Raw genomic sequence first — 13,496 nt, forward strand, 5'->3', positions numbered from 1 at the left:
GCCTCCGTCAGCTCGCCCAGGCGCGGATCATCGGATAGATCCCGAGTACCGCGCCGAGCACCGGGATCAACGCGACCGCGAGGACGATCTCCGCGATGTCCACCGTGCGACCCCAGTACGGACGCAGCCGTCGACCCGGCAGGGTGCCGCCGGCGGTGAGGATGGCACCGGCGACGGCCGCCACCAGTGGGGCAAGGACCACGGCGCGGGCCAGGTCGGACCGGTCGGCCGCGTACCGCAGCAGGTCGAACAGCACCAGCGCGATGGCCGGTGCCAGCGTCGCCCAGCGGGCGACCAGTCCGCTCAGGTGCCGGGCCCGCATGCTGATCAGCGCGGCCACGATCAGCGCCAGGATCATCGGCCACAGCCCGCCGGGGGCGACGAGCACCGCCGCGCAGCCGACCTGCGCCGCACCCACCCCGACGGTCAACGCCGCGTGGTACGCGAGACCGGCGGACCCCCGGTCGACCACCATCCGGTACGGTGCCGGGTCGATGTCCTCCGACAACTGCTCCGGTTTGCCGGGCAGCAACGGCAGCGCCAGGCCGCCGAGCCGGAATCCCAGTGGTGGCAGCAGCAACGCGACCAGCAGGGTCAGCACCAGTCCGCAGGCGGCGGCCTCCTGCGGCGTCACCGGCCCGACAGCGGCGAGCAACGCGGTCACCGCACCGGTCACGACGACCGCGATCGCCGCGGTGAACAGCAGGGAACCGGCGGCCACCAGCGCGGCGCCTGCGGCGAGCGTCACCAGCACCGCCAGGCAGGCCAGGGCCACCCGGACCGCCGGCTCGGAGTACGGCGCCAGTGACTCGGCACCGAGCCAGCCGGCCATCGCCGCGTGGGCCGCCGCACTCGCCGCCAGCAGCGTACCGGTCTGCGGGTCCGGAACCGCCCGACTGACCAGCCCGGCGGCGGCGAGCAGCGCGACGGCGAGCAGCCCGGCGACGCTGGCCCGGATGCCGACCGGTCCGTCCAGCCCGAGCACGCCCAGGCCGCCGGCGAGGGCCAGCGCGCCCATCGTGAGCAGCATCGCCCGGGTACGGGGGACCGACCAGCGGTACGGACTGGTCCGCGCCTGATCCGCCACCCCGTCGACCAGGTCGTCGAAGTCGATCGGCGGCAACTGCTCGGCCCGTGGCCGGAAGTGCAGCGTCTCACCGTCGAGCAGGTGCAGCTCGACGGCGGTGCGTTCCTCGTCAAGTGGCGCTCCGCCGAGCCGCTGCACCACCCAGCCGTCGTGTTCCGCGCCCCGGTCCGCAGCCTCCGGATCGAGCTGGAGCAGCACCTCCGGGAGCAGGTCGACCAGCGGCGTCTCCCCGGGCAGAGCGAGATCCGCCGACCGGCCGCCCAGCACGAACCGCAACCGGACGGGAGCCGCGAGGCGTTGCCGTGTCAGTCGTTCCATGCCGAATCAGTCGATCCCGACAACGCTCACTCGGTCCAACTGCGGAAACTGTTGCCCCTACTGGGCTGGTAGATGTACGGCTTGCTGTTGTACCAGTAGATCTGCCTTCCATCGGCGTCGCGCTGCGGCTCGCCGTCGATCAGATAGCTACGGTAGGTCCGCTGCGGCGGGCCCTGCTTCTCCTCCCATTCCGTGTAGACGGTCTGGTCGGGCTCATGGGGGGTGAAATGCTCACCAGTCGGTGGCGGCGGTGGCGGTGGCGCGTCGTCGTCGTCATTGTCGTCGTCGTCGTCATTGTCGTCATTGTCGTCGTCGTCGTCATCATCGTCATCGACGTCGAGGGTGAGGCCGTCGTCGGCGTCCTTGATGGTTTCGCCGTCGGCGAGGTCGATCTCCTCGTCGTCGTCCTTGCCGAGTTCGTCGACCTCGAGCGCGTCGTCCATGTCGTGGATCTCGTCCGGATCGAACTCGACCTTGACCTCGCCGTCCTCGATCGAGTACGTCTTCTTGTCGCCGAGGTCCTCGTCGTCGCCGGTGTCGTAGTCGTCCTTGAGCTTCGCCATGGTCGGGGTGAACTCCGCGTCGGCCATGCCCTCGACGGCGCTGCGCGCCACCCCGGTGGCCGCCGCCACCGCGTCGGCGTTGGACATGTCGACGTTCTCGAATGCGTCGGCGATCTTGTAAAGCCCCGCGTTGATCTCCTCGAACGCCAGCCGCAGATACTTGGCGTGGGTGACGATCGCGTCGCGGCGGTCGACGAACAGATCCTCCAGCCACTCGGCCACGTCGAACTTGCCGGCGTTGGGATCCATGGTGCCCAGATTCCGGAAGGTGCTGTCGTAGTCATCCATGATGGAGCCGATTGCCTTGGCGACCTTGCGCAGCTCGTCCGGATCGACTCGTGTCTCGGTCATGACCGCCCCTCCTGCTATGGTGGGTCCGTCTTCACTTCGGGTCTTCGGTCGCCCTGGCCAGCGAAACCATCGAACCCCGCACCCACGAGACGGTAGGCACGGTGGTCCCGCGCGCAGACCCGCGCGGCGACGTACCGGGCCGATCGGAGGGAAACCCCTCACCGAAGGAGACATCCGTGGGCACGGTCCCGTACTCGCGTAAGGCCCGGCGTGCCGGTCCCGTCGCACCGGTCGAAGAAATCGCCCTGCAGGAGCCGCCGGTCATCCCCGAGCCGGCCGAGCGCGGCATCAGCTCGGTGCTGATGCTGGCCCCGATGGGCATCGCCTCACTGGCCATGGTCCTGATGTTCCTGCGCCCCAACGCCGGTGCCCTGGCGTACGTCGGGGTCTGCCTCATGGTGCTCGCCGCCGTGACGATGATGATCGTGCCGCTGATCCGCAACGCCGGCCAGCACAAGTACCGGCTCAACGGCGAACGCCGCGACTACCTGCGCTATCTCGGCCAGGTACGGCGCAGGGTGCGCAACTCGCTCGTCGAGGAGCGCCGCGCCGCCCGCTGGCTGCACCCGCACCCCGGCGCGCTGTGGACGATGGCGCTGAGCCAGCGGCTGTGGGAGCGGCGCACCTCCCACGAGGACTTCGGTGAGGTGCGGGTGGGGCTGGGCGCCCGCCGCTCGACCACCCGGCTGGTCGCGCCGAGCAGCAAGCCGGTCGCCGATCTGGAGCCGCTCGCTGCCCACGCGCTGCGCCGCTTCCTGCGTGCGTACACCATCCTGCAGGACGCGCCGATCGCCCTCTACCTGCGTGGCTTCTCCCGGGTCGGGTTCCGGGGCGAGCGCCGGACCGTCCGCGCCACCGTCCGCGCGATGCTGGCCCAGCTGACCGTCGCGCACTCGCCACAGGACCTGCACGTGGTCGTCGCCGCCACCGGCACCGACTGGGACTGGGTCAAGTGGCTGCCGCACGTCCAGGACGACTCCGTACCGGACGTCACCGGCACCCGTCGGCGGGTCGTGACCGAAGCGGACGAGCTCGACGAACTCCTCGCCGCCCTCGGCGTACCGGACCGGCCCGGCTTCGAACCGGACACCCCGGTCACCGCGATGGAGCCGTTCGTGGTGCTGGTCCTCGACGGCCCGACGCTGCCGGCCAACCACCGCCTGGGCACCGACGGCTACCGGAATCTGATCGTGCTCGACGTCCAGACCGCCCTCGGCTGGGAAACGCACCCGCACACCCTGCTGATCCAGGCGGCCGGGGAACAGCTGCACGTCGTCTCGTTCGACCACCTGGGGGCCTCGAGCAGCAGCGCGCTGTGCCGGCCGGACCTGATGAGCGTGACGTCCGCCGAGGCGCTGGCCCGCACCATCGCCCGGTACCGGGTCGGTCAGGGCGGCGACACCGAGGAACCGTTGGCCACCGACTACGACCTGGCCGGGCTGCTCGCGCTCGGCGACCTGAACACCTTCGACCCGGCAAGGTACCGGGCGGGACGGACGGCGGCGCAGCGGTTGCGGGTGCCGATCGGGATGACCGCCACCGGCAGCCCGATCGAGCTCGACATCAAGGAGGCGGCGGAAGGCGGTATGGGGCCGCACGGGATGCTGATCGGCGCGACCGGCTCCGGCAAGAGCGAACTGCTGCGCACCCTGGTGCTGGCCCTGGCCGCCCGGCACACCTCCGAGGAGCTGAACCTGGTCCTGGTCGACTTCAAGGGCGGCGCGGCGTTCCTCGGCTTCGAACGGCTGCCGCACACCTCGGCGGTGATCACGAACCTGTCGGAGGAGCTCGAACTGGTCGACCGGATGCAGGATGCGCTCACCGGTGAGCTGAACCGGCGGCAGGAGCACCTGCGGGCCAGTGGCTACCCGTCCCGGCGCGACTACGAACGGGCCCGCGCCGACGGGGTCGCGATGGAGCCGATGCCGGCGCTGTTCATCGTCGTCGACGAGTTCAGCGAGATGCTCAGCAGCAAACCGGAGTTCATCGACACCTTCGGCATGATCGGACGGCTCGGCCGCAGCCTCGGGGTGCACCTGCTGCTGGCGAGCCAGCGGGTCGACGAGGGGCGGATCCACACCATCGAGTCACACCTGTCGTACCGGATCGGGCTACGGACCTTCTCCTCGATGGAGAGCCGCAGCGTGCTCGGGGTGCCGGACGCCTACGAGTTGCCGAACGTGCCCGGCAACGGCTACCTGCGACCGGACACCCAGACGCTGATCAGGTTCAAGGCGGCGTACTGTTCCGGGCCGTGGCGACCGCCGAGCCAGCGACGGCGCTCCGCCGGACCGGGCGGCCTGGTCCCGTTCGGGACCGCCCACCTGCGGCCGGAGCAGCCGGCCGGTCCGCAACCCGACGACGAGGTCGACGACGGTGACAAGCCACCGATCCTGGCCGACATGCTGCTGCAGGTGCTGCGGGGACACGGGCCTGCGGCCCACCAGGTGTGGCTGCCGCCGTTGACCGACACGACGACGCTGGAGAAGCTTCTGCCACCGCTGATCGACCACCCGACCCTGGGGCTCGCGCCGGTCGGTGGTTTCGGGACGGGGCAGCTCACCGTCCCGGTCGGCCTGATCGACCTGCCCGCCCAGCAACGCCGGGAACTGCTGCAGGCCAGCCTGGCCGGCAGCGCCGGCAACGTCGGCATCGTCGGCGGGCCCCAGTCGGGCAAGAGTACGTTGCTGCGGACGCTGATCTGTGCGCTCGCGCTGACCCACACCGCGGCCGAGGTCCAGTTCTACTGCCTCGACTTCGGCGGCGGCGCGTTGGCGTCGTTGTCGCGGCTGCCGCACGTCGGTGGGGTCGCCGGCCGCCTGGACCGCGACAAGGTGACCCGCACCGTACTGGAGATGACGAACCTTCTCGCCCGGCGCGAGATGCTCTTCGCCGAGCACGGGATCGACTCGATGGCCAGCTACCGGCGTGCCCGGGCGGACGGGCAGTTCCGCGACCTCGACCCGTACGGTGACGTGTTCCTCGTCGTCGACGGCTGGTACACCGCCCGGCAGGACTTCCAGGAACTGGACGACCGGTTCGGTGAGCTGGCGGCGCGCGGGCTCGGTTTCGGCGTCCACCTGCTGGTGTCCGCCGGTCGCTGGTCGGAGATCCGGCCCTGGCTGCGTGACGTGCTGGGCACCCGCTTCGAGCTGCGGCTCGGTGACCCGGTGGAGTCCGAGGTCAACAGCAGGGTCGCGGCGACCGTCCCGGCGATCCCCGGCCGGGGCATCACCGCCGACCGGCAGCACTTCCTCACCGCGCTGCCCCGCATCGACGGCGACCCGAACACCGAGGATCTCGCCGACGCCACCGCCGAGCTGGTCGAAGCGCTCGACGTACCCACCGCCCCCCGGGCACCGCAGGTGAAACTGCTGCCGGACCGGCTGCTCGTCACCGAACTGCCGGCACCCACCGCGCCGTCGCGGGAAGCCGAGATCCGCATCCCGCTCGGCCTCGACGACGTACGGCTGGCACCACTGTGGCACGACTTCGACGCCCACCCGCACCTGCTGATCTTCGGCGACACCGAGACCGGCAAGACGAACCTGCTGCGGCACATCGCCCGCAGCGTCGTCGCGCACCACACTCCCAAGGAGGCCCGGGTGGTCTTCGGCGATTCCCGGCGTGAGCTGCACGACGCGATCCCGCAGGCGAATCAGATCGGCTACTCGATGTCGGCCGAACGGCTCGCCGCGACGATGGCCGAGGCCGGGCAGGTGCTCACCTCCCGGCTACCCGGCCCGGAGATACCGCCCAGCAGGCTGGCGAAACGCGACTGGTGGACCGGCGGCCGGTTGTTCATCCTGGTCGACGACTTCGAGCTGATCGAGGGCGGCCGGGACTCACCACTGGCTCCACTGTTGCCGCTGCTGCCGCACGGCGCCGAGGTCGGCCTGCACCTGATCATCGCCCGGAGCACGTCCGGCGCAGGCCGGTCGATGATGAACCCGGTGCTGCGCCGCGCCTGGGAGCTGGGCACGCCGGCGGTACTCTTCTCCTGCCCGCGTGAGGAGGGCAGCTTCCTCGGCAACGTCCGGCCCCGGACCCTGCCGCCGGGCCGTGGCCAGTACATCGACCGTCGACGCAACGTACGACTGGTGCAGACGCCGCAGTTGCCGGCTGCCGAGCCGCCGACGTCCTGATCATTCACCCGCCGGTCCGCTCACCCGCCGGGCGGTCGACGGTGGCGCCGGCGGACCGCCAGCCACGGGCCCGGCCGGCCGGTATCAGCACCCGCAGCAGGGCCACCAGTCCGAGCAGCACGACCGCCGTACCGGCGGCGAGCGCGGCCATCGTCGGCCCGATCGGGTCGGGCGGCGGCAGGGCGGGGTGGCGGGCGTCGGGGCCCGGCACCACCGCAGCGCCGCCGCCCTCCTCGGCGAGCGTCGCCGACACCGCCGCCGCCGGGTTGACCACGCCCCAGCCGTAGCCGGCGTCAGGCAGCGCCACCGCGGGATGGTCGGCGGTCGCCAGCAGGCGGTGCCGCACCTGCGCGGCGGACAGATCCGGCCGGTACGCGCGGACCAGCGCCGCCACGCCTGCCACGAAGGGCACCGCGTAGCTGGTGCCACTACCGCGCCAGTGCCCGGGGCCACCGGGTCCGATGCTGACCACCTCCACACCCGGTGCGGTCAGCCCGAGATGGGGCCCGGTCTGGGAGAAGGCGGCGAGCGCACCGGTCGAGTCGATCGCCCCGACCGCCAGCACGGTCGGCAAAGCCGCCGGGTACGCCACCTGTTGGTCCTGCCCGGCCCGGTTGGCCGCGGCCGCCACCACCACGACGTCGCGCCGTTCGGCGTACTCGATCGCCGACACCAGGCCCTGCTCGGGCGCGGTGGTGCTGGCGGAGATGTTGATGACGTGGGCGCCGCCGTCGACGGCGGCGCGGATCCCCTGCGCGAGCAGCCTGGCGGTGCCGTCGTCCATGCTGTTCGCCACCCGGACGGGCAGGATCCGCACGTCGGGGGCGACGCCGTGGAAGCCGGTCCCGTCGGTCGGCGCGGCACCGATGATCCCGGCGACGAACGTGCCGTGGCCGAAACAGTCCCGGTCGGCCCGGGTGTTGCCCGGGCTGGTCAGGTCGAGGCCCGGCAGGACCCGACCGCGTAGTTGCGGGCTGTCCGCGGCGACACCGGTGTCGACGACGGCGACGGTGACTCCCGCACCCCGGGCCAACGGCCAGACCCGCTGCACCCCCAGCCAGGACTGGGCCCAGGGGACGCCGGTCTCCATGCTCTCCGGTGGCCGCAGGCACCCGTCGCCGGGGTCGGGCAGCGCCGGTGCCGCCGCCACCGGGACTCCTGCGGCCAGGGCGGCGACCAGCCCGGCGGTGAGTCCCGCGAGGGCCCGGACGACAGTCACCGTCGGCACGGTCAGTCCGGTGTCCCGGACGGATGCACCGTGGCCGTCACCGCGAGTGATCCGTCGCCGGCGGTGACGCTGAACCGGGCGAGCCGGTCGATCGGGACCGGACAGGTGGCGGTCACCACCTGCGGGCGGCCGGTGCCGCTGATGGTGGCGAGTTCCCAGCTACGCCCGTCGAGGTCGGTGACGTAGAAGCGGTACGGCGCGCCGACGGTGAGCCCGGTCACGTCAGCGCGCAGCCCGACGTCGTCACCGCGTCGGGTGACCGACACGGCCAGGGTGGCACCGGTCGCCTCGTCGGTGGCGTCGGCCACCAGGGTCGTCGCCCCGGTGCCGCCGAACAGCCCGGTCAGTGCCGACTGGCCGACGACGATGGCACCGAGGAGGAACAGCACGGTCGCGAGGCCGGCACCGACCAGGACCAGCCGGCGTGGGCCGCGCCGGCCGGGCCGGGGCCGCGTCGGGGGGCCGGCGGAGCCGCCGGGGCGGGTGTGGTGGTTGCCGGCACCACGCGGTGGTGCCCCGCCCTCGGACGGCACCCCGGACGGCACCCCGGACGGCACCCCGAACTCGGCCACCAGGTCGTCGCGGTCGGCCTCGGAGAGCAGCGTCAGCAGGAGCGCCGCCTCGCCCACCCGTTCGGCGTCCGCGAGGCAGTCGGAGCAGGTCCCGAGGTGACGCTCGACCGCACTCGCCTCGTCGTCGGGCAACGCGCCGAGCTGGTAGAGGCCGATCGCTTCGCGTACCTGCGGCTCGCCGCACCCGCTGTCAGCCATGCCCGATCACCTTCCGTCGACCAGTCGCCCGCGCGGTCATGGGCCACCGGCGTCACGTCACTCCTGGAACGGAATCGAGGCGCGGCAGGTTCACGCCGGGCGACCACCGGGGTGTGTCGCCTTGCGGACAAGGCTTCATTGGGACGCGGCGGCGGTCGGCCGCCGGTGTGGCCACTGCGCGTCCAGCTCCTCGCCGGTCTCCGCCGGTTCGCGCATGCTTCGCCGCAGCCGGAGTATCAGCAGCCCGGTGAGGACGACCCCGGCGAGCAGGGTCAGTAGGAACACGACCCGTACCGCCCCGCTGTCACCCTCGCCACCCGTCGAGGCACCGCCGGAGATCGGCGTCACCTCCTCCGGCAGGACCCGGACGACCGCGGCCTCCGGGTTGACCATCCCGTAGCCGTACCGCGGGTCCGGCTCGGCGTCGCCCATCCGGTCGGCGGTGACCGCCACCCGGTGCGCCACCTGCGTCGCCGTCAGAGCCGGGTGGGAGGCGCGGACGAGGGCCGCGACCCCGGCGACCGCCGCGACCGCGTACTGGGTGCCGCTGCCGGTGAACGACCGGGTCCCGTTGGCGCCGATGCTGGTGACGTTCACCCCTGGGGCGACGACGTCGACCGAGCCCGGCAGGTAGTCCTGCGCCGTCATCCCGTCGACGCCGATGCCGCCCACGGCGATGAGTCCGTCCGGTGCCGCCGTCGCGCCGCCGGCCGCGTCGTCCGCCGGTGCGCCGGCGACCACGACGATGTCGTGCGACAGGGCGGTCGCCACTGCGGCTGCCACCGGCGCGGCGGTGACGTCGACGTACGCGCCCAGCGCGATTACGTTGGCCCCGGTCGAGACGGCGACCTCGATCGCCGTCGCCTGCACGGTCGGATCGGCCGGTCCCTCGTCGATGACGATCCGCACCGGCATCACCACCGACTCGGGCGCCACGCCGGTGAACGTCTCCTGTGGCGTCGCCGGTTCGGCGGCGATCAGACCGGCCATCGCCGTCCCGCTGCCCAGGCAGTCGACGTCGCCACGGCCGTCACCGGTCACGATGTTCGCACCGATCGCCACCCGGCCGCTGAGCTGCTCGCTACGGCCGTCGACGCCGGAGTCGACGATCGCCACCAGCTGGCCGTGGCCCCGGGTGTGCGGCCAGGCCAGGTCGGCGGCGAGCCGCACCATCGCCCAGTCCGAGGGTTCGCTCGCGGCGGTCGCCGCGACGCACTCACCCTCGGCGACCGGCGGCGGCGGTGCGGTCGGCACCTGCGCCGGGTTGGGCGGGACGCCGGCCAGCTCCGGTCGGCCGCCCGGACCGGCGGAGGGCTGCGGGCCGGCCGACGGCCCGGGCCCGGTGGTGGTGGCCGGCCGGGTCGGTACGGACGGGTTCACCGGCTGACCCGGTGACGCCTGCGGGTCGCCACCGACCGGTGCCGGGTCGGACGCCGGCGGCGGCTCGGTCGGCAGTACGCCGCGCCGCACGCCGGGTCCGGCGGCGTCCCACGGCATCACCAGGTACCAGCCGGCGCGCAGCGAGTCCGGATCGGTCAGCGCGGTGCCGTCCGGCTGGCGCCGCCCGACGTTGAGGTTGTACACCTCGGTGGACCGCGCGCTGTCGCCGAGCAGCCGGTGGGCGATGGTGCCGAGGGTCTCCGGCTTGCCCTCGTACGACGCCGCCACCGTGTAGTAGACGACCTTCTCGTCGGCGCGCGCCGACCCTGCCGTCGTCACGGCCGCGAGCAGGACCACGACGAGCACCGTCGCGATCCTGCTCGTGACCCGGGGCATGGTCGCGCCCGGCGGCCGCATCACCTGCTCAGGGTCCATCGCTGATCGACGGCGTGATCCTGAAAGGTCCACTGGTTGATCGGCGTCCCGTCGCTGCCGTTGATGTCGTCACCGAGGATGTCGAGCACCTTGTTGGAGTGCCGGTTGCGGATGTTGTAGCTGCCGTCGGCCCGCCGCTCCAGCTTCCACTGCTGGTTGTGGTCGTTGTGGTTGGGTTCGAAGAGGATCAGTTTGGCGTTGTCGTCGACCGAGGCGTCCATGATGCCGAGCGCCTTGTGGTTGAAGGCGTTCTTGATGACCACCCAGCCGGGATCCGGGGCCTCGATGATGTGCCAGTGCTGGTCCTTGCCCCGGTTGTTGCGCCACAGTTGCACGGTCACCCCGGCGATCGTGGTGTCGTCCAGGCCCGGTACTTCCATGATCTTGCCGCTCAGCACGTTGGTGAACTGGTACCGGACCGTCGGATCCCAGACCGTGGCGGGCGGCGCGGTGGTCTTCGGTGCCTGCGGCTTGGGCGCGACGGTCGGCGACGACGACGGCTGCGGGCCGGTGGTGGTCGGACCCGGGCCCGGCTGCGGCGACCCCGACGGGCTCGGCGACGGGCTCGGCGACAGCGACGGTGACGGACTCGCCGACGGTGACGGGCTGGGCTTGACCAACCGCTCGTCGGCCAGGTAGCCGTCGACGTAGCCGGCCACCAGGTCGACAAGCTGCGGGATCGCGGCCTGGCGCGGCACGCCACCAGCGGCCCGCACCGCGGTGGTGCCCCACTGGTACGCGGCGAGCGCCAGTTCGTAGGACCCCGTACCTTCGACCTTCATGTTGGACAGCTGATTGGTCAGATCGCACATCGCGCTGCCCAGCGCCGGGATCGCGGCCACCGGATCCCACACCGACGCCGACCGCGACGGCCGGTACTGGTCCCACATGGCCTCGGTGAACTGGGCGATCCCCTGGCCGCCCTGGTCGCCCTTGAGGTTCGGGTCGAACCCGGAGACCGCCATCAACTGAGCGGCGATCTGCGCGGCGGAGACGTCGTCCGGGCAGACGTTACCGGCGGTGTGCACCAGTTCGACGTACTCCTCGGGGACAGTGACCGGCGCGGTCGTCGAGGCGGGCGACGCGGCCGGTGCCGCCTCGTCGGCCCCGGCGAACTGCGGCTGGTCGGCGTACCAGTTCGCGTACCCCACGACGGTGTCGACATGCTCCCGGGCCTGCTCGGGCACCCCGTCCGCGTCGATCACCTGCTGGATGTCGACCCGCTCGGCGGCGACGGCCGCCTTCCACAGGTCGCCGGAGACGCCCACCGACCGGGCCTGCCCGACGGCCGCGCAGGTGCGGTGCGCGATGGCGAGTACGTTGGCCCGCACGTCGTCACGTTGGGCCGACACCCAGGGCGCCCACTCCTGCCACTGCTGGGCGTCCATGCCCGCGAGGCCCTCCCCGTACGGGGTGCGGGCCTGGGGTTCGAACTCCGAGGCGGCCATCAGCTGGGCGGCGAGGCGGGGGCCGGTGAGCGTCGGGCAGGCGGTCGTCCCGATGACGATCGCCGCCAGCACGTCCGGCGGCACCGGCTTACCCTCGATCTTGGTCTCGGCCAGCGCCGGCCCGACCTGCAGGCCGGCGGCGACGATGCAGGCCACCGCCGCGGTGAAGGCCACCCCTGCCTCGACGCGTTGTCGGGTGGTCCGCAGCGACCGCCAGGCCCGCCCGAGCACCGACCGGGATCTGGGTACGGATTCCGACGCGACGTCGGACGGGGGCTGGGGCTGGGGCTGGGGTGCAGGCTTCGTTGTCACGGTTGGCTTCCCTCCACCGGCATGTGCTCTGTGAACGGGGTGAACCTCGGGCGGGTTCACGATTCGCTCGGATCTCTGGGGAAATTCCCGGTGCCCGCCAAAGGTCCTCAGCGGATGAACCCGCGCGAGGTGAGGTCCTCGTGCAGGGCACGCAACGCATAGAAGGTACGGGACTTGACAGTGCCTTCCGGCACCGACAGGTGTCGGGCGGCTTCGGCCACCGTGTGGCCCTTGAAGTAGATCTCGATCAACGCATCACGGAGGCGTTGCGGCAGGCGGGTGACCGCGGCGCGCACCTCCCGCCGGTTGAGCAACTGCTCGGTGTCGTCGACCAGTGCGTACCGGTCCTCGAACTGCTCGTCGAGGCGTTCGGTCGGTCGGGCCTGGCTCGACCGGATGTGGTCGATGGCGATCCGGCGTGCCACGGTGAACAACCAGGCGCGCGTCCACTGGCCGTCGGCTGTCCGTGCCTCCGGGTGGTTCCAGGCGCGCACCAACGTCTCCTGCAGAACGTCCTCGGCCATGGCGCGGTTGCCACCACTCAGCCGGAGCAGGTAGTTCAGCAGAATCGGGCCGTGCGTCTCGTAGGCGACCTTCAGCGCGTCCTCATCTGCCGGGGCAGACGACGAACCGCTGGGAGGCACGCGCCTCGTGGCCGGATCCACAGTAGCCAAGACGGCTCACTCACACCGAAAGTTCACCACTCGTGGGTGGTATCCCGAAAAGTTATCCACTACGTTCGCGCAGCACCGACGCCGGGTTCCGGATCGGACCACCCCGCCCCGGGGTAGCCCGGCCAGTCCGCACGGATCGCCTCGCTGATCAGGCCGAGGATGCCGTCCGGGCCGAGGATGCCGTCCGCCGCGAGCGTCCATTCCACGGCCGGGTCGAGATCGACGCGGCCGCGGGTCCACAGCACACGGGTAGGTTCGAGCTCATGCCGCAGGTCAGTGAGTCGTCGGGCGACGCCGGCGGCCAACACGTCGATGGCCTGCGCCAGATCAGCCAGCTCCGCTGGCGGCGCAGGTGGCGCGGTATCCGCCCCGTCCATCGGGTTGCCGCTGGTCATCGCAGGTCACCACCGACGAGTTCCACGTCGGATCGATGGGTCGCCTGCAGGTCACGGGCGATGTCGTGCAACGCGTCGTGCAGCATCCGGACGTACACGTCGTAACCGGCGAGCAGGTCCTGCAGCCGACCGGCCGGCAGGTCCGGTACGCCGACCCGATCGAGGCTCGCCAGGTGACGTCGGAGTTGGCCCAGCCGTGAGCCGACGTCGGCCGCGACGTCGAGGCATCGGTCGGCGACGTTGCCGGCCGCCGGGCTATACGGTGTAATCCCGCTCATTACCGCCTCCATCCTCAGGGAGAACATCCTGTGAACGTCGGGCGAACCGCTCGGGTTCACGCAACCGCCCACAATCCGGCGACTCCCCCACCCGCCACGCAGTGCCCGACGA

Annotated in this window: 10 protein-coding genes; 1 reads left to right on the top strand and 9 read right to left on the bottom strand. The window is 72.0% G+C overall.

The window, feature by feature from the left end; translation table 11 throughout:
* Positions 1 to 7 precede the first annotated feature (7 nt).
* Entirely contained in the window at positions 8 to 1,405 is a 1,398-nt protein-coding gene (eccD, locus tag O7623_RS18995; protein ID WP_282224368.1) for a type VII secretion integral membrane protein EccD, read from the bottom strand.
* Positions 1,406 to 1,431: 26 nt separating this feature from the next.
* A complete protein-coding gene (locus tag O7623_RS19000; protein WP_282224369.1) occupies positions 1,432 to 2,319 on the bottom strand; it encodes a hypothetical protein in 888 nt (295 codons plus the stop codon).
* 176 nt (positions 2,320 to 2,495) lie between these two features.
* On the opposite strand from O7623_RS19000, the gene eccCa reads away from it, so the two are divergent.
* Complete coding sequence (gene eccCa / locus O7623_RS19005; RefSeq protein ID WP_282224370.1) at positions 2,496 to 6,464, top strand: type VII secretion protein EccCa; 3,969 nt, start codon at positions 2,496 to 2,498, stop codon at positions 6,462 to 6,464.
* Between the two features lie 4 nt (positions 6,465 to 6,468).
* On the opposite strand, the gene mycP is transcribed toward eccCa, so the two are convergent.
* The 7 genes from mycP to O7623_RS19040 form a co-directional block, all read right to left on the bottom strand.
* On the bottom strand, positions 6,469 to 7,683 hold the full coding sequence (gene mycP / locus O7623_RS19010) for a type VII secretion-associated serine protease mycosin (protein WP_282224371.1): 1,215 nt from the start codon (positions 7,681 to 7,683) through the stop codon (positions 6,469 to 6,471).
* Between the two features lie 11 nt (positions 7,684 to 7,694).
* Positions 7,695 to 8,462 carry a zf-HC2 domain-containing protein gene (locus tag O7623_RS19015; RefSeq protein ID WP_282224372.1) on the bottom strand — a complete coding sequence of 256 codons (768 nt, stop codon included), beginning with the start codon at positions 8,460 to 8,462 and terminating at the stop codon, positions 7,695 to 7,697.
* Positions 8,463 to 8,597: 135 nt separating this feature from the next.
* Positions 8,598 to 10,277, bottom strand: a complete 1,680-nt coding sequence (locus O7623_RS19020) for a S8 family serine peptidase (RefSeq protein ID WP_282224373.1) — start codon at positions 10,275 to 10,277, stop codon at positions 8,598 to 8,600.
* A complete protein-coding gene (locus O7623_RS19025; protein ID WP_282224374.1) occupies positions 10,259 to 11,956 on the bottom strand; it encodes an RICIN domain-containing protein in 1,698 nt (565 codons plus the stop codon). The genes O7623_RS19020 and O7623_RS19025 overlap by 19 nt, the downstream gene beginning before the upstream one ends.
* Positions 11,957 to 12,144: 188 nt before the next feature.
* Positions 12,145 to 12,681: a sigma-70 family RNA polymerase sigma factor gene (locus tag O7623_RS19030; protein ID WP_282224375.1), complete on the bottom strand. Its 537-nt coding sequence runs from the start codon at positions 12,679 to 12,681 to the stop codon at positions 12,145 to 12,147.
* Between the two features lie 89 nt (positions 12,682 to 12,770).
* A complete protein-coding gene (locus O7623_RS19035) occupies positions 12,771 to 13,106 on the bottom strand; it encodes a hypothetical protein (RefSeq protein ID WP_282224376.1) in 336 nt (111 codons plus the stop codon).
* On the bottom strand, positions 13,103 to 13,384 hold the full coding sequence (locus O7623_RS19040) for a hypothetical protein (RefSeq protein ID WP_282224377.1): 282 nt from the start codon (positions 13,382 to 13,384) through the stop codon (positions 13,103 to 13,105). Before O7623_RS19040 ends, O7623_RS19035 begins: the two co-directional genes overlap by 4 nt.
* Positions 13,385 to 13,496: the final 112 nt, after the last annotated feature.

The sequence above is a fragment of the Solwaraspora sp. WMMD791 genome (assembly GCF_029581195.1).
Taxonomy (GTDB): Bacteria; Actinomycetota; Actinomycetes; order Mycobacteriales; family Micromonosporaceae; genus Micromonospora_E.